We start from the raw sequence: 19,701 nt of genomic DNA on the forward strand, positions 1-19,701 counted from the left end.
GCCCCACCCTACGGGGCGCTCCGCTGTCCCGGCAGCGCCGGGCGTCCCGGAGCGTACGCGTCGGGACCGGGCAGCAGGTGCTCCCCGGAGCCCACGGCCGCCGCCATCGCGACAGGCGCGGACGGCCCCGGCACACCCCGGCGGGACGGCGGCCCCTGGCTGGGCACCATCGTCTCGACCACCGTCGCGGCGCTCTCCGCCACCCCCTGCGGACGGCGGGCCCGGTAGGCGGCCCGGTACGCGGCGGGGGAGGAGCCGAGCTGGCGGCGGAAGTGCCCGCGCAGCGCGACCGGGGAGCGGAAACCGCACCGGCCGGCGACCTCGTCGACCGAGTAGTCGGAGGTCTCCAGCAGTCGCTGTGCCTGAAGGACCCGCTGGGTGATCAGCCACTGCAACGGCGCGCTGCCGGTGAGCGAACGGAACCTGCGGTCGAAGGTCCGCCTGCTCATGTAGGCGCGCGCGGCGAGCGTCTCCACGTCGAACTGCTCGTGCAGATGCTCCAGGGCCCAGGCCACGACCTCGGCGAGCGGGTCGGACCCGATCTCCTCCGGTAAAGACCTGTCCAGGTAACGCTCCTGCCCGCCACTTCGCCGCGGCGGCACGACGAGCCTGCGGGCGAGCGCGCCCGCCGCCTCCGTGCCGTGGTCGGTGCGGACTATGTGGAGGCAGAGATCGATGCCTGCCGCCGTCCCGGCGGAGGTGAGCACATCGCCGTCGTCCACGAAGAGTTCGCGCGGATCGACGTGCACCGACGGATAGCGCTTGGCGAGCGTCGGCGCGTACATCCAGTGCGTGGTGGCGGGCCTGCCGTCCAGCAGGCCGGCGGCCGCGAGCACGAAGGCTCCCGTGCACAGTCCGACGATGCGCGCGCCCTCCTCGTGGGCGCGCCGCAGCGCTTCCAGTGCCTCGGCGGGCGGCGGGGAGGTGATCGACCGCCAGGCGGGCACCACCACGGTGCCTGCCCTGCTGATCGCCTCCAGGCCGTACGGCGCGGTGAGTTCGAGCCCACCGGTGGTGCGCAGAGGTCCTTCCTCGCCGCCGCAGACCAGCAGGCGGTAGCGCGGAACTCCCGCGTCCTGCCGGTCGATTCCGAAAACGGAGAGCGGGATGGAGCTCTCGAAGATAGGGCCGCCGCTGAACAGCAGCACGGCAACGACTTCCCGGCGTCGCCGCCCGGTCAGCTTGCGTGCGGCCTCCGTCGCGGTGGCGGAGTCCTGGCTCATGACGCTAAGCCCCCCTCGGTGTTCGCGTCTCCCTGGTCCCTACGGGCCTGCCGCTCCTGCACGTTTCCCCTCGGTTTCGCACGGTTCCCAGCCCCCGATTTCAAGATCGAATCTACTGCGTCGCGTGGTCCCGCCGTGACACCTTCCCCCACCAGCTCAATGTCGATAAGGAAACGTGGCGTGAAGCGTTCGATCACGAAGCGTTTCACTCGCGAAGCGCACAGGGAAGTGCCCCTCACGAACGTGGCCCGTCCGTGTCGGGTGAAAGCGTACCGCGCGGTCTCTTCCTGCCTGGTGGGCGGTGGGTTGTCCGGCCATCCGGCGAAGGGTCCGGCCAGGGGGTGAAGTTGGCTGAAAACCATCGGTTGCGTGTGCTGGATCCGGTCACGCCCGGCGCACAACCGCCTCCCGGTGACCGCCCTGCCGCGCCCCCGCGTCCCCGTGCACCGGGAGGGTTTCCGGTGCGGACGGGCGGTCCGGGGAGGGGTGGCGGGCCGCGCGGGCGCCGGGGCCGGTGGCCGGGCGCCGGGGCCGATGGTGGTGTGGCCAACGGAGACCGGGTGCGGGGGATGTCCGGAGCGGTCCCGGGGGCGGTCGGAAAACAGGGCGACCGACGGTGTCAGGCCCCGCCCGGCCCGTGTACGACACAACCGGCATTGCCATCCCGGACAGCCTCGGGCATGCTCCCTCCAGCGTCACGCGCGCTTTTGCGGGCATCTGGGCAGTGAAGGAGTGACGCCGTATCCTTAGGGGTATCGGGTTGGGAAGATGATTCCCGGACAGAGCTGACCCACCAGAGTCACCAGCTGATGCACCGCTCGAAACCGTTCCCTCCTCACGAGGACTCTCTTCGCCGAGACATCGATGGCCGGTCACGAAATCCCTGAACCCAAGGACCGCGAGCAGACGGCCGACCCCGGGTCGCAGCCGTTGCCGCTCGACGAGGCACGCCATGCGTGCGATCCCGCCTTCCGCCACGGCGTCGTGGTCGGTTTCGACGGCTCCATGTCCAGTGAGCGGGCTCTCGCGTACGCCATCGGCATGGCCGGGCGCTCGGGATCGGGCCTGATCATCGTCCATGTCGCCAACCGGCTGCCGACGACGGTCTGGGCGGGCTGCGAACCCCCCGTCTTCGTCGACGTCCCCGACCACCGCACCGAGGTCCTGGGCCTGGAACTGGCCTGCGCGGACTACCTCTCCGAGGTGCCCTGGGTGCTGGTCGAGCGCGGCGGCGACATCTGCCACGAACTGGAGGAGGTCGGCCGGGAGTACGCCGCCGACGCCATCGTCGTCGGCTCCACGCACGGGATCGTCGGCCGGATCTTCGGCACGGTCGCGGGCCGCCTCGCCCGCCGGGCGCAGCGCCCCGTCGTCGTCATCCCCTGACCGCCCGCCCCGCCCGCGTACCGGAACGCCTCGGGCCCCGCACCGTCCTCACGGCGGTGCGGGGCCCGACGGCTGACACGCGGCGGCTACTCCACCGTCACGGACTTCGCCAGGTTGCGCGGCTTGTCGATGTCCCGGCCCATCGCGAGGGCGGTGTGGTACGCGAAGAGCTGGAGCGGGATGCCCAGGAGGATCGGGTCCAGCTCGTTCTCGTTCTTCGGCACGACGATGGTGTGGTCGGCCTTCTCCTGCACCTGGTGGGCCACGGCGAGGATGCGGCCGCTGCGGGCCTTGATCTCCTCCATGGCGGCCCGGTTCTTCTCCAGCAGATCGTCGTCCGGCACGATCGCCACCGTCGGCATCGCGGGCTCGATCAGCGCGAGCGGTCCATGCTTCAGCTCGGAGGCCGGATAGGCCTCGGCGTGGATGTACGAGACCTCCTTCAGCTTCAGAGAGGCCTCGCGGGCCACCGGGTAGCCCCGCACCCGGCCGATGAACATCATCGACCTGGCGTCGGCGTACTCCGCCGCCAGCCGCTTGATCTCGTCCTCGGTCTCCAGGATCTGGCTGATCTGCTCCGGGAGCTTGCGCAGCCCCTCGATGATCCGCTTGCCGTCGGCGACCGACAGGTCCCGGATGCGGCCCAGGTGCAGCGCCAGCAGCGCGAAGGCGACCACCGTGTTGGTGAAGCACTTGGTGGAGACCACGCAGACCTCCGGGCCCGCGTGCACGTACGTACCGCCGTCCGCCTCCCGGGCGATCGCGGAGCCGACCACGTTGACCACCCCCAGGACCCGGGCGCCCTTGCGCTTCAGCTCCTGGACGGCGGCCAGCACGTCGTACGTCTCACCCGACTGGGAGACCGCCACGTAGAGGGTGTCGGGGTCCACCACGGGGTTGCGGTAGCGGAACTCGGAGGCCGGCTCGGCGTCGGCGGGGATCCGGGCCAGCTCCTCGATCAGCTGGGCGCCGATCTGGCCCGCGTGGTACGAGGTGCCGCAGCCGAGGATCTTGATCCGCCGCACCCCGCGCGCCTCGCGGGCGTCCAGGTTGAGGCCGCCCAGGTGCACGGTGGAGAACCGGTCGTCGATCCGGCCGCGCAGGACCCGGTCCACGGCGTCCGCCTGCTCGGAGATCTCCTTGTGCATGTAGGTGTCGTGGCCGCCCATGTCGTACGACTCGGCCTCCCACTCCACGGTGGTCGGCGTGGCCGTCGTGGTCGAGCCCTCCGTGGTGTACGTACGGAAGTCGTCGGCCTTCAGGGTGGCCATCTCGCCGTCGTCGAGCGTCACGACCTGACGGGTGTGGGCGACCAGGGCGGCCACGTCGGAGGCGACGAACATCTCCTTCTCGCCGATGCCGAGGACGACGGGGGAGCCGTTGCGGGCCACCACGATGCGGTCGTTGAAGTCGGCGTGCAGCACGGCGATGCCGTAGGTGCCCTCGACGTGGCGCAGCGCCTCGCGGACCTTCTCCTCCAGGGTGTCGGCCTGGGCCCGCGCGATGAGATGCGTCAGCACCTCGGTGTCGGTCTCGGAGAGGAAGGCGACGCCGTCGGCGGTGAGCCTGGCGCGCAGCTCGGAGGCGTTGTCGATGATCCCGTTGTGGACGACGGCGACCTTGTTCTCCGCGTCCAGGTGCGGGTGGGCGTTCTCGTCGCTCGGGGCGCCGTGGGTGGCCCAGCGGGTGTGGGCGATGCCCGTGGTGCCCGCGAACCGCTTGGGGACCCGGGCCTCCAGCTCACGGACCCGGCCCTTGGCCTTGACCGCCTTCAGCACGCCGGGCCTGCCCGCCGCGGCCTTGCCGGTGATGACGATGCCCGCGGAGTCGTAACCCCGGTACTCCAGCCGCTGCAAGCCCTCCAGCAGCAGCGGCGCCACATCGCGCTTTCCGATATATCCGACGATCCCGCACATGGATGCTCTGCCCTCCGTCGACGTACCTGTACACACCTGCGTGGTGGCGCCCCGCGCACGGGCGCCCGGCCAGCTCAGCCGTAGACGATGCGGCGCAGCTGGCGGAGCGACAGCTCCGGCGGCGCCACGGCGCGGTGCGGCAGCTCGGCCGCGATCCGCTCGAAGATCTCCGTGTTGACCAGGCCGCCGGACCGCAGTTCGCGGTGGCGGCGGCGGACGAAGTCGTCGGTGCTCTCGTCGAAGTACGCCAGCACGTCGAGGATCACCCGGGCCGCCTCACCGCGCTGGAGCGCGGTGGAGCGGACGAGGTGGTCGATGAGGTCGTCATGCGACGAGCGGCGTTCCAGCACCCGTCGATACTGCGTGCCGGAGCGTGCTTCCGCAAGAAATCTGCCCGATATCGGGCAGCAGAGCGGTGAAGGCCGCTTGATCACCTCACATGCTGCGCAGTACGGCCTGCTTCGCGGTGCTGAACTCCTCGTCCGTGAGGACCCCGGCCCGGTGCAGCTCGCCCAGCTCCCGCAGCCGGCGCAGCAGCGCGTCGTGGTCCGCGGCGGGCGGCGCGTCCGGCGCCGGAACGGCGGCCTTGGTGAGGGCCGGGGCGGGAGCGGCGGCCGCCACCGCGGCGCGCGCGCCGGGCAGCCGGGCCAGCACCGCCGCCGCGACCGCCACCGCGGTGTACTCCTTCTTCGACAGCCCCCACAGCTCCAGGGAGTAGGGGTCGTGCTTCGGCGGGGCGGAGGAGGGGCCGTCCACCGGCTCGAAGCGGAGGTAGCCGTTCTCCAGGCCGATCGCGGGCAGCCAGCGCACCGCGGCGATCCGCGCCAGCGGCAGCGAGGAGGGCCCGGCCGAGGTCTTGGACCCCTCGGCCTTCCAGTTCCAGGTCAGCCGGACCGTCTCGCCGTCGAACGAGGCCGTGCCGTCACCGCCCCCGCCGGAGACCGGCAGCGCCGGGCCGGGCAGCAGGAAGCCGTCCACCGGGGTGCTCGGGACCTGCTCGATCACCAGGGCGTTGCGGACCTCGTCGACGAAGTACTCCGCCACGCCCGCGCGGTCCTTCTCCACGGTCAGCAGATACGGGTCCGCGGCGTCCTTCAGGCGGCCGTCCGCGGCCCGCAGCACCGGGCAGGCGCCGCCGCGCAGGCGCAGCCGCAGCCGCCCGCCCTTGCGGTCCGGCTCGAAGGAGACGCCCGCCACGGCCTGGACCGGCACGGCCAGCTCCCCCAGCGCCTGCCGGACCGGATGGGCCTTCCCCGCGGGGACGATGCGTACCGTCTCCCCGTCGAACGTCCACGTACCGTCACGCTGGATGATTTCCGCCATGGCCGCGATTCTGCCAGCCGCCCGCCCGCGGGCGCCGGGGTCGCCGCGATTGCCGGAAGCGCGGTCGGTTTCCCCTCACCGCGCGTGTTCGCCCGGCTCCGCAGCGGAAGAAGGCGAGCGCCCGGGGGACCGTCCCCGGGCGCTCGCCGGCTCGATGGGGCCGCGGCGGTGTCCGCCGCGGCCCGCGCCTCACCGGTGGCTCAGAACCCGGCGATCGGGTTCTTCAGACGGCCCACCAACTGCAGGGCTCCGGCAGGGTCGTCGAGGTTGACCATCTGCTGGTTGTCGCGCAATTGGAGGCGGTTGAGGCAGGACAGCGCGAAGTCCGCCTGGAACAGGTCGTACTGGGCGAACTTCTCCGCGAGATAGGGGACGGATTCCTGGTAGTCGCGGGCGCAGGCCGCGACCGTCCGCCAGAAGGTCTCCTCGTCCAGGACCCCTTCCATGGCCAGGCCCGAGGCGAGGAAGCGGAAGAAGCAGTCGAAGACGTCGGTGAAGACCGACAGCAGCTTCATGTCCTCGGGGACCTCGGCCCGGATGCGCTCGACCTGGGGCGGCAGCACCGCGTCCGGGTCCATCACCGCGATCTCCTCGGCGATGTCCTTGAAGATCGTGCGGGTGACGACCCCGTCCTCCACGGCGAGGATCACGTTCTCGCCGTGCGGCATGAAGACCAGGTCGTAGGCGTAGAAGCTGTGCAGCACCGGCACCAGGTAGGCGTCCAGGTAGTGCCGCAGCCACACCCGCGGGTCCAGTCCCGACTCGGCGATCAGCGCGGCGGCCACCGAGCGGCCCTCGTGGTCGGTGTGGAGCAGGGAGGCCATCGTCGCGACCCGCTCGCCCGGCTGGAGACCCGGCACCGGGCTCTCGCGCCACAGGGCGGCGAGCATTTTGCGGTACGGGGAGCCCTTGACGGTCGCGGCCTCGTACGAGCGGTGGTGGTAGCCGATCGCGGCCCGCTCCCGGATGATCGAGAACCGTACCCCGCGCAGCAGGTCGTCGCGGTCGATGAGACCGGCCAGCCAGTCGTTGATGGCGGGCGTCGCCTCCATGTAGGCGGCGGAGAGCCCGCGCATGAAACCCATGTTGAGCACGGACAGCGCCGTTTTGACGTAGTGCTTCCCGGGGTGGTCGGCGTTGAAGAACGTCCGGATCGACTGCTGGGCCAGATAGCCGTCCTCGCCCTCCCCGAGCACCACCAGGTGCCGCTCGGCCAGCTCTCCGGCGAAGGTCACCGCGAGCTTGTTCCACCACTGCCAGGGGTGGACAGGCAGCAGGAAGTAGTCCTCCGGGTCCAGGCCGAGTCCGCGCAGCGCCCCGGCGAACCGCTCCCGGGTCTCCTCGCTGAGCTCGTCCTTGACCAGGGCCTCGTAGTCGAGCCCGGCGCCCGCCGTGAAGGTCGCCCGCTCGCGCCGGGCGGCCAGCCAGACCAGCCGGACGGGGGAGGCCGTCTCGGGGGCGTACGCGCGGTACTCGTCCACGCCGAAGCCGAGCCGCCCGTTGTTGGCGACGAAGCAGGGGTGGCCCTCGGTCATCCCGGTCTCGATGGCCTGGAAACCGGCGGCGACGAGCTGGCCGGAGGTGGCCGGTTCCTTGGTGAGTTTGTAGGCGGTTCCGGCCAGGGTGGAGGAGACCTCCTCCAGATAGACCGGCAGGACCTCGTCGGAGATCCCGAGGGTGTGCCGCATCTCGATGAAGAACTCCGCAGCGTCCAGCGGGAGTTCGCTCCCGTGCCGGTGCCGGGTGATGCTGTCCGCCGCGACCTGCCAGTGGTCCAGGGTGAAGAGCCGCGCGGTGAAACGGTACTCGGTGGCGGCGTCGTCGCTACGCACCGTGAAGCGGTCCCCCTCCTCCGGCGTGGGGGTCAGCAGCCGTTCGTGGCTGAATTCCGCCAGTGCTTTGCGGACCAGCAGTCGGTTTGCGGTGGCCCAGCGCCCCGGGGTGAGGTGGGCGACGCTGTCGGTGAGGGCGCTCGTCATCGGTCGTTACCTCCGGTTGCTGCTTCGAACTGCTCACGGGTGCAGGCGCTGAGCAACGCGTTCTTCTCCGGTTTGGCGATCTCCCGCAGCACCTCGAAGCCGACGGCCTTGTTGAGGGCGTGGACCGCGCCGTTGGTGACGTCGGGCTCGACGACGACCCGCCGCACGGACGGGTCGGCGAAGAGGAACTCCATCACCGCGGTGATCACGGCCCGGGTGAAGCCGTGGACGGGGGTGTCGGCCGGGGCGACCAGGAAGTGCATGCCGACATCGCCGGGCTCCGCCTCGTAGAGCCCCTTCAGCTCGACCTCGGTGGGGTCGTAGCGCTCGATCAGGAAGGCGGGTTCGCCGTCGTGCAGTCCGATGAAGGCGTCGTGGTGCGGGTGCGCGGCTATCGCCGCGTACTCCCGCTCCACGTCGTGGAGTTTCGCCTCCCCCATCAGCCAGAAGGCCGCTTTGGGGTGGGTCACCCAGCCGTGCACCAGCGGGGCGTCGGCGACCGGGTCGAGCGGCCGGGTGGTGAACGTGCCGATCCGGTCGGCGCGGTCGGTGTCGGGGCGGGTCATACGGCGAACTCCTGGAAGGCGATGGACTTCTCGACCGGGTAGACCTCGCGGCCGAGCATCTCCCCGATGATGTAGGCGTTGCGGTACGCGCCCATGCCGAGGTCGGGGGAGGTGATCGAGTGGGTGTGCACCGAGGCGTTCTGGAGGAAGACCCCGCCCCCGGTGGTGTCGATGCTGTAGTTGCGGGCCACGTCGAAACGGCCGCGGCTGTCGTGGCGCAGCCGCCCGGCCACGGGTGCGAGAAAGGCGGGGGCCTCGTAGCGGTAGCCGGTGGCGAGGATCAGGCCCTCACTGGTGAGGGTGTAGTCCTTGCCCTGCTCCTCCTGGCGCAGCCCCAGGCTGTACGCCCGGCCGGCCTCGTCGTAACGGGCGCTGAGCAGAGCGGAGTTGGTGAGCAGCCGGGTGGGAGCGGGGCCGGAGAGGCTCTTCTGGTAGAGCAGGTCGAAGATGGCGTCGATCAGCTCTCCGTCGATCCCCTTGAACAGGCCCTTCTGCCCGGTCTCCAGCCGGTAGCGGGTCTCCTCGGGCAGCGCGTGGAAGTAGTCGATGTACTCCGGGGAGGTCATCTCCAGCGTCAGCTTGGTGTACTCCAGGGGGAAGAACCGCGGGGAGCGGGTGACCCAGGTGAGCTGGTAGCCGTGGACGTCGATCTCGGAGAGCAGGTCGTAGTAGATCTCCGCCGCGCTCTGCCCGCTGCCGACCAGGGTGATGGACTTCTTCCGCTGGAGCTCGGACTTGCCTTCCAGATAACGGGAGTTGTGCAGGAAGTCCCCGCCGAGTCCCTGGCACGCCTCGGGGATGTGCGGCGGCGTGCCGGTGCCGAGCACCAGGCGCCGGGAGCGGAACGTCTCGCCGGAGACGGTGGCCACGGTGTAGAGCCCGGTGCCCTCGTCGTACGTCACGGTCTCGACGGTCTCGTTGAACCGGATGCTGCTCAGCTGCGCGGCGGCCCAGCGGCAGTAGTCGTTGTACTCGGTGCGCAGCGGGTAGAAGTTCTCCCGGATGTAGAACGAGTAGAGCCTGCCCCGGTCCTTGAGGTAGTTCAGGAACGAGTACGGCGAGGTCGGGTCGGCCATGGTGACCAGGTCCGACATGAACGGCGTCTGGAGATGGGCGCCTTCGAGGAACATCCCGGCGTGCCACTCGAAGTCCGGCTTGGACTCCAGGAAGACGCCGTTCAGTTCGTCGACCGGCTCGGTCAGGCAGGCCAGCCCGAGATTGAACGGGCCGAGGCCGATCCCGATGAAGTCGTGGGGGTCAGGAAGCGCGGTCAAGGGAGTCTCCCAGGTACTTCTCGGCGTGGCCGGAGATCAGGTCGAGCACGGCGGCGATGTCGGCCGGGGTCGTCTCGGGGTTGAGGAGGGTGAACTTCAGGTACTGGCGCTCGCCCACCTTGGTGCCCGCGACGATGGCCTCGCCGGAGGCGAACAGCGCCTTGCGGGCGTAGAGGTTGGCGCGGTCGATCTCGTCCGGCGAGGTGACCCCGGAGGGGATGTAGCGGAAGACGAGCGTGGAGAGCCGGGGCCGGACCACCACGTCGAAACGCGGATCGGCGGCGAGCAGCTGCCAGCCCTCGGCCGCCAGGTCGCAGACCTCGTCGAAGAGTTCGCCGATGCCGTCGGCGCCCATGACGCGCAGCGTCATCCACAGCTTGAGCGCGTCGAACCGGCGGGTCGTCTGGAGGGACTTGTCGACCTGGTTGGGTATCCGCTCCTCGGCCATCCGGCGCGGGTTCAGATACTCCGCGTGGTACGTGGCGTGCCGCAGGGTCGCCCGGTCACGGACCAGCAGCGCGGAGGAACTCACCGGCTGGAAGAAGGACTTGTGGTAGTCCACGGTGACCGAGTCGGCGTGGGCGATGCCTTCGAGCAGCCCGCGCCGGGCACGGGAGGCGAGCAGCCCGCAGCCGTACGCCGCGTCCACGTGCATCCAGACGCCGAACTGCTCGCTCAGCGCGGCGATCTCGGGCAGCGGGTCGATGGACCCGAAGTCCGTGGTCCCCGCGGTGGCGACGACGGCCATCGGGACGGAACCCTCGGCGACGCTCTGTTCCAGGGCGTGGGCGAGGGCCACGGTCTGCATGCGCTTGTCGCGGTCGACGGGCACGGCGATCACCGAGTCCGGTCCGAGACCGAGGAGTTTGGCGGACTTCTGGACGCTGAAGTGACTGCACTCGGAGGTGAAGATCCGCAGCCGGGAGAAGTACTCCGGCCGGACCTTCGCCTCCTCCCGCGCCAGCAGCAGGGCCTGGAGGTTGGACTGGGTGCCGCCGCTGGTGAAGATGCCGTCGGCGGCCGGGCCGAGTCCGATCCGTCCGGTGGTCCAGTCGATCAGCCGGCGCTCGATGAGGGTGCCGCCCGCGCTCTGGTCCCAGGTGTCCAGGGAGGAGTTGATCGCGGAGAGCACGGCCTCGCCGAGCACGGCGGGGATGACGACCGGGCAGTTGAGGTGGCCCAGGTAGCGGGGGTGGTGGAAGTAGACCGCGTCGCGGAGATAGACCTCGCCCAGTTCGTCCAGGGCGGCGGAGGCGTCGCCCAGCGGCTGTTCGAGGTCGATCGCGTCGACGACGGGGGAGAGTTCGTCGACACCGACCCCGCTGAAGGGACGTTCGGTGGCGGCGAGCGTGGCCGCGACCCGTTCCACTCCTGCGGAGACGGTGCGCCGATAGTGCTCCGCAGTCGTGTTGTTGAGCAGGTGCGAACGCATCAAGGGATCCTCCCGGGTGAGGGGAACTTCATCGCGGCCCTCCGGACAGGAAGGTGGGGACGAGAGCGCGATGTCGAAGTAAGGCGAGCCTAACCTAACCCACCGTGCATCGGCTTTCACTCCCGCAGGTGGGGAGTTGTCCGATTTGAAGCAGTTATGTCATCTCCCGTACCCGGCCCGCGGCACGTGATCTGCGGCACGCTGCCGGTGTCGGGTGAGGGGGAGCGCGGCCCGAGGAAGCCGCTGGGCGGTGCGGCCTACTGGGCGATGTCGGCCCCGGTCGCGGCCTCCGCGTCCCGCACCTGCTCCTCGCTGAGCCCGCGCCGCCAGTAGCCGACGAACGTGACACGCCTGCGGTCGAAGCCGCGCTCCCGCACCAGGTGGCGGCGCAGTGCCCGTACCCCGGAGGCCTCACCCGCGATCCACACGTACGGCGTTCCCCCGGGCAACTCGGCGGCGCGCACGGCTTCCACGCCGGGGACCGCCCCCTCGCCGCGGACCAGCCAGCGGATCCGGGCCTGGGCGGCCGTGTCGAGCGCCTGCCGGTCCTCGGTGCGCGGAACCTCCAGCCACACCCGGGCGGGCGTCCCGGCGGGCAGCCACTCCAAGGCGGCGGCCGCGGCGGGCAGGGCGGTCTCGTCGGCCCAGATCAGCACCCAGTCGGTGTCGGCCGGCGGCCGGAAGCGCACCGAGGTGTTGTCGGCGACCGCGGGACCCAGCACCGTGAGCCGGTCGCCGGGCGCGGCGGTCAGCGCCCAGCGGGAGGCGGGCCCGCCCGCGCCGTGCAGCGCGAAGTCGATGTCGATCTCCGGCGACCCGTCGGCCGCCGTCCGCTGGGCCCGCACGGTGTACGAACGCATCACCGCGCGAACGTCCTCGGGCAGGGCCCGCCACCGCGCGTACCAGGCGCCGTCGTCCCCCTCCGGCACCACGGCCTCACGCTGCCCCGGCTGCGGCAGGAAGAGCGACAGGCTCTGGTCCCGGCCCCCGGCCCGGAACCCCGCCGCGCCCGGACCGCCGAAGGTGATCCGCAGGATGGAGGGCCCGAGTCTTCTGGTCCGCAGGACGGCCAGTTGGAAGAACCGGAACGGGGCGACGTGGGGGGTGGTGGTGGTCGTCGGCGTCAACGGGGGCTCCTCCGGGACGGCCGGAGCCGCGGGCCGACGGGCCCGGCTTCCGGCGGGGGCAAACCGAAGGAAGGTTAGCCTACCCTTTGTGGAAAGTGGCGGCGTATGGCCGAAAGGTGAGCCCCTGCCCGGCCCTTCCCTCGCCCGCGTCGTCCTGCGCCGCCTGGCGCCGTACGACGTCGCCCCGCGCCGCCCGGAACCGGGGCGTCGACCTGAAAGTGCTCCACCCCGGAGCCGGGCCGTCGCCCTACGTCCGCTCCACCCCGAAGTCGGCGCGGCAGCCGTCGAGCCCCTCCAGGGCCACCTCCGTGGTGCGGTGCCGCTCCCACTGCTCCCGGTCCAGCCGCAGCCGCCGAAGGGTCACGGGCCCGCCGCGCACCGCCCCCGTCGCCAGCCCGTCGTCCGTGTACCCGAGCCGCCGCGAGACCCCGAGCGAACGGGGGTTGTCGGTCATGGCCTGGGAGACGGCGTACCGCGCCCCGAGCCCGGCGAAGGCGAGATGCAGGGCCCCGGCGCGCATCTCCGTACCGATACCCCGGCCCTGGTACGGCAGCCCGAGCCACGACCCGGTCGACACCTCCCGCCGCACCCCGAAGTCCCGCGCCATCAGGTCCTGCCGCCCCACGACCCGCCCCTCGTGGAGGACGGCCAGGGTGAGTGTCCAGTCCCGTGACGACCAGGCGGCCACGGTCCCCGCGACGTGCTGGACCACGGCCCGCCCGACGTTCTCGGGCCGCCCGTCGGTCCACGCCTCGCTGAACGGCATACGGTCCGGTTCGTGCACCCCGCCCGCCGCCACCGAGGCCATCTCGTCAAGGAGTTCGACGCCGGGCAGGCGCAGTTCGAGGCGCGGGGTGCGGACGCGGAGCCCGTAGAGGGGCCAGTACCGGTTCGTCATGACGGGACTCTGCCAATCGCCGGGGCGAGGTGTCGACCGGATTACCGCGAGGCCGCGTCGGGTCTAAGGTCGGAGAGTGACCAGCTCTGGGAGAAGTGCCGCGACGCGCCTGGGCGAGGGCGACCGTGAAGCCGCCGTGCGGCGCGTGCGGGAGGCGTACGCCGAGGAGCGCATCGCGCACGAGGAGATGGACGTCCTTCTCGGCCGGGTGCTCGCCGCCAGGACGCGCGACGACCTGGCGGCGGCCCTGGACCCGCTCCCGGCGGAGGACCCCGGCACCACGGTGACGATCGCCGCGGCCGCGGGCCGGATCAGGCGGCGCGGCGCCTGGCGGGTCCCCAGATTCCTCAAGGTCGAGTCCGCCTTCGGCCGGGTGCGCCTGGACCTGTCCCGGGCGGTCTTCGAACACCCGGTCGTCGACATCGAGTTGAGCGTGGGCACCGGCGGCGCGCGCATCACGGTGCCGCGCGACGCGACCGTCGAAACGGAGGGCCTGACCACCGGCTGGAAGGACCTGCGCTACCGCCCGCCGAAGAGCTTCCGCCCCGGTGGACCGACGGTGCGCCTTTCGGGGGGGGATGGGATACGGACGGCTGAAAATCCGCCACGCGTGGCGGTGAGACGCACGGGCTGAGGCCTCGGCACCTCCCGCGGCAGGCCCGCCCGGTCCCGGCCTGCATCGGCTCGACCCCGGCCGGTCTCGGCTCAGCCCCGCGCCGACCGGGCCGGACAGGATGCCCCGTCCGGCCCCGCACGCCGGGCCGCCGACCGCTCAGCCCGGCAGACCCAGCTCCCGGGCGATCAGCATCCGCTGGACCTCGCTCGTGCCCTCGCCGATCTCCAGGATCTTCGAGTCCCGCCACATCCTGGCCACCGGGTACTCGTTCATGAACCCGTACCCGCCGTGGATCTGCGTGGCGTCACGGGCGTTGTCCACCGCAACCGTCGAGGAGTACAGCTTCGCGATCGCCGCCTCCTTCTTGAACGGCTCGCCCGCCACCAGGCGGGACGCCGCGTCGCGCCAGCCGACGCGGGCCATGTGGGCGCGCGTCTCCATGTCGGCGATCTTGAACTGGATCGCCTGGTTGGCGCCGATCGGCTTGCCGAAGGCGTGGCGCTCGGCGGCGTACTTCACCGACTCGTCCACGCAGCCCTGCGCCAGGCCCGTCGCCAGGGCGGAGATCGCGATACGGCCCTCGTCCAGGATGCGCAGGAACTGGGCGTAGCCCCGGCCCTGTTCGCCCAGGAGGTTCGCCGCCGGGACGCGGACGTCCGCGAAGGACAGCTCGCGGGTGTCGGAGGAGTTCCAGCCGACCTTGGAATAGGGGGCGGCGACCGTGAAGCCGGGGGTGCCCGCGGGGACGATGATGGCGGAGATCAGCGGGCGGCCGTCCTCCTTGCGGCCCGTCACCGCCGTGACCGTGACCAACTCGGTGATGTCCGTGCCGGAGTTGGTGATGAAGCACTTCGAGCCGTTGATCACCCACTCGTCCGTCGCCTCGTCCAGCACGGCCGTCGTGCGGGTGCCGCCCGCGTCCGAGCCGCCGTCCGGCTCGGTCAGGCCGAACGCGCCCAGGGCCTCGCCCGCGCAGAGCTTCGGCAGCCATTGGCGCTTCTGCTCCTCCGTGCCGAACAGGTGCAGCGGCATCGCGCCCAGCGAGACGCCCGCCTCCAGGGTGATCGCCACCGAGGAGTCGACCCGGGCCAGCTCCTCCAGGGCGATGCCGAGCGCCAGGTAGTCGCCGCCCATGCCGCCGTACTCCTCCGGGAACGGCAGGCCGAACAGGCCCATCCGCCCCATCTCCCGCACGATCTCGTAGGGGAATTCATGGCGCTCGTAGAGGTCGCCGATCTTCGGCGCGATCACGTCGTGCGCGAACTCCTCGACCGTGCGGCGCAGTTCCTCGTGCTCGGCGGTCAGCCGGTGGTCCAGGGGCATGGGGTCACTCACTCCTTGCGGGAGGGGAAGAAGGGGGAGGGGTCAGGGCGCGGACCGTACGGGACGGGCTGGGCCGGCCCAGGTGTCCGGCCAGCCAGACGCTGGTGGCGGTCAGTTCGGCCAGGTCGACGCCCGTTTCGATGCCGAGGCCGTCGAGCATCCACACCAGGTCCTCGGTGGCCAGATTGCCGGTGGCGCTCTTCGCGTACGGGCAGCCGCCCAGGCCGCCCGCCGAGGCGTCCACCGTGCTCACTCCGTGCTGGAGCGCCGCCAGGGTGTTGGACAGGGCCTGGCCGTACGTGTCGTGGAAGTGCACGCCGATCGCGGGCGTCGGCACGCCGGCCTCGTTGAGTGCGGTCAGCAGCGCCGTCACCTGGCCCGGCGTCGCCACCCCGATCGTGTCGCCGAGCGACAGCTCGTCGCAGCCCAGGTCCATCAGCGCCCTGGCCACCCGCACCACCTGGGCGAGCGGGACCGCGCCCTCCCACGGGTCGCCGAAGCACATCGACAGATACCCGCGCACCCGGGCCTTCTCCGCCTTCGCGCGGGCCACCACCGGCGCGAACATCGCCAGCGACGCGTCCACCGTGCGGTTCAGGTTGCGGGAGGCGAACGTCTCCGTGGCCGAGCCGAACACCGCGATCTCCCGGGCCCCGAGCGCCAGCGCCCGGTCCAGGCCGCGTTCGTTCGGCACGAGGACCGGGAGGGAGACGTCACCCACGTCCGCGATGTCGCCGAGAAGCGGGAACAGCTGCTCCGCGTCCGCCAGTTGGGGCACCCACTTCGGGTGGACGAAGCTGGTCGCCTCGATGGTGGTCAGGCCCGCCACCGCCAGGCGGCGGATGAACTCCGCCTTCACCTCGGTGGGGACCGTCCCCTTCTCGTTCTGGAGGCCGTCCCGCGCGCCCACCTCGTGGATACGGACCCGGGAGGGCAGACCCGGGGCCGGGACCCTCATGGGGAGTTCCCGCGCGCTCATGCGTCCTCCCCGTCAGCGGCGACCGGGGCCACGACCGCCAGGACCTGGTCCATCGCCACCGTCGCCCCGGCCGTGACGTCCAGCTCCGTCACCGTCCCCGCGTGCGGGGCGGAGATCACGTGCTCCATCTTCATCGCCTCCACCACCAGCAGACTCTGACCTGCCGTCACCTCGTCTCCCACGGCCACCTTCACCACCGTCACCGTGCCCGGCATCGGGGCCGCCAGGGTGTCCGCCCCGCCGCGGCCCGCGCCGCTCAGGGACGCCGCCACCGGGTCGTGGTCCTGGACGTGCCAGGTGTCGCCGTCCCGCCCGAGCCACTCACCGGAGCGGTGGAAGTGGCCCCTCTCGCCGTCGAGTTCGACCGTGACCCGGTCGGCCGTGACCGTCGCCGCGTCCGGGGAGCTTCGAGTGACGGGTTCAAGTACCCCTACTCGCAAGGGGAAGCGCAGCGGCGCCCGCACACCCCCCGTGCGCCAGCCGCTCGGCACCGAGAAGGGGTCCGTCCAGCCCGCCGCGTCCGGCCGGGGCTCCAGCGCCTCCCGGCGCACCGCCGCGGCCGCCGCGTACACCTCGTCCGGGACGCCGTCCGGCACCAGGTGCTCCGCCTCGCGCTCCACCAGGCCCGTGTCCAGGTTCCCCGCGACCACGTCCGGGTGGGCGAGCAGGCGGCGCAGGAAGCCCGCGTTGGTCGGGACGCCCAGGATCACCGTGTCCGCCAGGGCCGCCCGCAGCTTGCGCAGGGCCGTCGCCCGGTCGGGGCCGTACGCGATGACCTTGGACAGCATCGGGTCGTACAGGCTGCCCACCGGCACGCCCTCGCTGAGCCCCGAGTCCGTCCGCACCCCGCCGCCCTGCGGCTCGCGCAGCGCCAGCACCGTACCGCCGGACGGGAGGAAGCCGCGGGAGGGGTCCTCGGCGCAGACCCGGGCCTCGACCGCCCAGCCGGTGAGCGTGATGTTCCGCTGCTCGTGGGGGAGCCGCTCGCCCGACGCCACCCGCAGCTGCCACTCCACCAGGTCCAGGCCGGTGATCAGCTCGGTGACCGGGTGCTCGACCTGGAGGCGGGTGTTCATCTCCATGAAGTAGTACGAGGACGGGTCGTCGCCCGGGACGATGAACTCCACCGTCCCCGCCCCGGCGTAGCCGCAACTGCGCGCCGCCTGAACGGCTGCCTCGCCCATCGCCGCCCGGGTCTCCTCGTCGAGCAGGACGGACGGCGCCTCCTCGATGATCTTCTGGTGGCGGCGTTGCAGCGAGCACTCGCGTTCGCCCAGGTGGATCACGTTGCCGTGGGTGTCGGCCAGGACCTGGATCTCGATGTGCCGGGGGCGGTCGATCCACCGCTCCACCAGGAGGGTGTCGTCGCCGAAGGAGGCGCGGGCCTCGCGCCGGGCCGCCGCGATCTCCTCCGGCAGCACCGCCGCGTCACGGACCAGCCGCATCCCCTTGCCGCCGCCGCCCGCCGAGGGCTTGAGCAGGACCGGGGTGCCGATCTCCCGTGCCGCTTCCTCCAGTTGGGCGTCCGTGAGGCCGCTGCCCGACGAGCCGGGCACCACCGGGACCCCGTAGGCCGCGACGGTCTCCTTGGCCCGGATCTTGTCGCCCATGAGCGCGATCGCGGAGGCGGGCGGGCCGATGAAGACCAGCCCCGCCTCCGCGCACGCCCGTGCGAACTCCGCGTTCTCCGCGAGGAACCCGTAACCGGGGTGGACGGCCTGGGCGCCCGTGCGCCGGGCGGCCTCCAGCAGCGCCGCCACGTTCAGATAGCTCTCGGTGGCGGGCGGCGGGCCGATCCGCACGGCCGTGTCCGCCTCCCGCACGTGCCGGGCGTCCGCGTCCGCGTCGCTGAAGACCGCGACCGAGCGCACGCCCTGCTCCCGCAGGGTCCGGATCACCCGCACGGCGATCTCGCCGCGGTTGGCGACCAGCACGGTGTCGAACATCGTCGTCATCTGTTCCTCACATCCGGAAGACGCCGAAGCCCGGACCGGCCGGGTCCTTCTCGGGCAGCGGGGCGTTGGCGCAGGCCGTGAGCGCGAGGCCCAGCACCTGCCGGGTGTCCACGGGGTCGATCACTCCGTCGTCCCAGAGCCGGGCGGTGGCGTAGTACGCGTTGCCCTGGGTCTCGTACTGGGCGCGGACCGGGGCCTTGAACGCCTCCTCGTCCTCGGCGCTCCACGCGTCGCCCAGCTGGTCGCGCTTGACGGTGGCCAGGACCGAGGCCGCCTGCTCGCCGCCCATCACGGAGATCTTGGCGTTGGGCCACATCCACAGGAACCGGGGGCCGTAGGCCCGGCCGCACATGGAGTAGTTGCCCGCGCCGTACGAACCGCCGACCACGACCGTCAGCTTCGGCACGCGCGTGGTGGCGACCGCCGTGACCATCTTCGCGCCGTGCTTGGCGATCCCGCCGTGCTCGTAGTCCTTGCCGACCATGAAGCCGGTGATGTTCTGGAGGAAGACCAGCGGGATGCCGCGCTGGTCGCACAGCTCGATGAAGTGCGCGCCCTTCTGGGCCGACTCGGCGAACAGGATGCCGTTGTTGGCGACGATCCCGACCGGGTGGCCGTGGACGCGGGCGAAGCCGGTGATCAGGGTCTGGCCGTACTCCGCCTTGAACTCCTGGAACCGCGAGCCGTCCACCACCCGGGCGATGACCTCGCGTACGTCGTAGGGGGTGCGGGAGTCCACCGGGACCGCGCCGTACAGCCCGGCCGGGTCCGCCTTCGGCTCCTCGGCCGGCCCGACGGACCAGGGGAGCGGGGCGCGGCCGGGGAGGGTGGCGACGATGGAGCGGACGATCCGCAGGGCGTGCGCGTCGTCCTCCGCGAGGTGGTCGGTGACGCCGGAGATCCGGGAGTGGACCTCGCCGCCGCCCAGCTCCTCCGCCGTGACCACCTCGCCGGTCGCGGCCTTCACCAGCGGCGGGCCGCCGAGGAAGATCGTGCCCTGGCCGCGGACGATGACGGCCTCGTCGCTCATCGCCGGGACGTACGCCCCGCCCGCCGTGCAGGACCCCATGACGGCGGCGATCTGCGGGATCCCTGCCGCCGACATCCGGGCCTGGTTGTAGAAGATCCGCCCGAAGTGGTCCCGGTCGGGGAAGACCTCGTCCTGCATCGGCAGGAACGCACCGCCCGAGTCGACCAGGTAGAGGCAGGGGAGACGATTCTCCAGCGCGACCTCCTGGGCGCGCAGGTGCTTCTTCACGGTCATCGGGTAGTACGTGCCGCCCTTGACGGTCGCGTCGTTGGCGACGATCACGCACTCGCGGCCCGCCACCCGCCCGATGCCCGCGACGACACCGGCGGCCGGGGCCTGGCCCCCGTACATCCCGTCCGCCGCCAGCGGGGCCAGCTCCAGGAAGGGGGAGCCCGGGTCGAGCAGGGTGTCCACCCGGTCCCGGGGGAGCAGCTTGCCGCGCGCCTCGTGGCGGGCGCGCGCCTTCTCACCCCCGCCCAGCCGTGCCGTGGCGAGACGATCCGCCAGCTCGTCGGAGAGCGCCCGGTGTGCCGCCTCGTTGGCCCGCCAGGCCTCCGAGGCGGGATCGGCCGCGCTCGCCAGGACCGGTGCCTGCTGCATCGTGTCGAGCCCCCTTGCCCGTACCGCGATCACGTGAGTGGTCTTCTGGTGGTGTTAATGACCGTTAACGCATG

Annotated in this window: 15 protein-coding genes and 1 pseudogene; 2 read left to right on the forward strand and 14 right to left on the reverse strand. The window is 71.8% G+C overall.

Features of this window, described 5'->3' with window-relative positions; genetic code table 11:
• Window positions 1-8: 8 nt before the first annotated feature.
• Entirely contained in the window at window positions 9-1,223 is a 1,215-nt protein-coding gene (locus tag ACIRRU_RS07705) for a helix-turn-helix domain-containing protein (RefSeq protein WP_403677481.1), read from the reverse strand.
• A gap of 864 nt (window positions 1,224-2,087) precedes the next feature.
• Between ACIRRU_RS07705 and ACIRRU_RS07710 the strand changes: the two genes are divergently transcribed.
• Entirely contained in the window at window positions 2,088-2,609 is a 522-nt protein-coding gene (locus ACIRRU_RS07710; protein ID WP_363199662.1) for a universal stress protein, read from the forward strand.
• Window positions 2,610-2,695: 86 nt separating this feature from the next.
• On the opposite strand, the gene glmS is transcribed toward ACIRRU_RS07710, so the two are convergent.
• The 9 genes from glmS to ACIRRU_RS07755 all read right to left on the reverse strand — a co-directional run bounded on the left by glmS (window position 2,696) and on the right by ACIRRU_RS07755 (window position 13,124).
• Window positions 2,696-4,525, reverse strand: coding sequence for a glutamine--fructose-6-phosphate transaminase (isomerizing) (gene glmS / locus ACIRRU_RS07715; protein WP_403677484.1), 1,830 nt, complete (start codon window positions 4,523-4,525; stop codon window positions 2,696-2,698).
• 74 nt (window positions 4,526-4,599) lie between these two features.
• A complete protein-coding gene (locus tag ACIRRU_RS07720; RefSeq protein ID WP_336680360.1) occupies window positions 4,600-4,875 on the reverse strand; it encodes a hypothetical protein in 276 nt (91 codons plus the stop codon).
• 85 nt (window positions 4,876-4,960) lie between these two features.
• Window positions 4,961-5,848, reverse strand: coding sequence for a DUF4429 domain-containing protein (locus tag ACIRRU_RS07725; protein WP_403677487.1), 888 nt, complete (start codon window positions 5,846-5,848; stop codon window positions 4,961-4,963).
• A gap of 200 nt (window positions 5,849-6,048) precedes the next feature.
• A complete protein-coding gene (locus ACIRRU_RS07730) occupies window positions 6,049-7,827 on the reverse strand; it encodes an IucA/IucC family protein (protein ID WP_403677490.1) in 1,779 nt (592 codons plus the stop codon).
• Entirely contained in the window at window positions 7,824-8,393 is a 570-nt protein-coding gene (locus tag ACIRRU_RS07735) for a GNAT family N-acetyltransferase (protein ID WP_403677493.1), read from the reverse strand. Before ACIRRU_RS07735 ends, ACIRRU_RS07730 begins: the two co-directional genes overlap by 4 nt.
• Window positions 8,390-9,667, reverse strand: a complete 1,278-nt coding sequence (locus ACIRRU_RS07740) for a lysine N(6)-hydroxylase/L-ornithine N(5)-oxygenase family protein (protein ID WP_403677496.1) — start codon at window positions 9,665-9,667, stop codon at window positions 8,390-8,392. Before ACIRRU_RS07740 ends, ACIRRU_RS07735 begins: the two co-directional genes overlap by 4 nt.
• Window positions 9,651-11,099 (reverse strand): pyridoxal phosphate-dependent decarboxylase family protein, encoded by a 1,449-nt coding sequence (locus ACIRRU_RS07745; protein ID WP_403677499.1) that lies wholly within the window; start codon window positions 11,097-11,099, stop codon window positions 9,651-9,653. The genes ACIRRU_RS07740 and ACIRRU_RS07745 overlap by 17 nt, the downstream gene beginning before the upstream one ends.
• Before the next feature lie 257 nt (window positions 11,100-11,356).
• Complete coding sequence (locus tag ACIRRU_RS07750; RefSeq protein WP_403677501.1) at window positions 11,357-12,226, reverse strand: siderophore-interacting protein; 870 nt, start codon at window positions 12,224-12,226, stop codon at window positions 11,357-11,359.
• Between the two features lie 247 nt (window positions 12,227-12,473).
• Complete coding sequence (locus ACIRRU_RS07755) at window positions 12,474-13,124, reverse strand: GNAT family N-acetyltransferase (protein WP_403677504.1); 651 nt, start codon at window positions 13,122-13,124, stop codon at window positions 12,474-12,476.
• Window positions 13,125-13,233: 109 nt separating this feature from the next.
• Here ACIRRU_RS07755 and ACIRRU_RS07760 point away from each other — a divergent pair.
• A pseudogene (locus ACIRRU_RS07760) lies at window positions 13,234-13,744 on the forward strand (DUF1707 domain-containing protein).
• 152 nt (window positions 13,745-13,896) lie between these two features.
• On the opposite strand, the gene ACIRRU_RS07765 reads toward ACIRRU_RS07760, so the two are convergent.
• From ACIRRU_RS07765 to ACIRRU_RS07780, 4 genes are read right to left on the reverse strand one after another with little or no spacing between them, the layout of a single operon-like run.
• The gene (locus tag ACIRRU_RS07765; RefSeq protein ID WP_403677507.1) at window positions 13,897-15,063 is read right to left on the reverse strand and encodes an acyl-CoA dehydrogenase family protein; all 1,167 of its coding nucleotides are present in this window, start codon (window positions 15,061-15,063) and stop codon (window positions 13,897-13,899) included.
• Window positions 15,064-15,067: 4 nt separating this feature from the next.
• On the reverse strand, window positions 15,068-16,042 hold the full coding sequence (locus tag ACIRRU_RS07770; RefSeq protein WP_403677509.1) for a hydroxymethylglutaryl-CoA lyase: 975 nt from the start codon (window positions 16,040-16,042) through the stop codon (window positions 15,068-15,070).
• Window positions 16,039-17,997: an acetyl/propionyl/methylcrotonyl-CoA carboxylase subunit alpha gene (locus ACIRRU_RS07775; RefSeq protein ID WP_403677512.1), complete on the reverse strand. Its 1,959-nt coding sequence runs from the start codon at window positions 17,995-17,997 to the stop codon at window positions 16,039-16,041. The genes ACIRRU_RS07770 and ACIRRU_RS07775 overlap by 4 nt, the downstream gene beginning before the upstream one ends.
• Window positions 17,998-18,004: 7 nt before the next feature.
• Window positions 18,005-19,627 (reverse strand): carboxyl transferase domain-containing protein, encoded by a 1,623-nt coding sequence (locus ACIRRU_RS07780; protein WP_403677515.1) that lies wholly within the window; start codon window positions 19,625-19,627, stop codon window positions 18,005-18,007.
• Window positions 19,628-19,701 lie beyond the last annotated feature (74 nt).

This window comes from Streptomyces sp. NPDC101181, assembly GCF_044767975.1.
Lineage (GTDB): Bacteria > Actinomycetota > Actinomycetes > Streptomycetales > Streptomycetaceae > Streptomyces.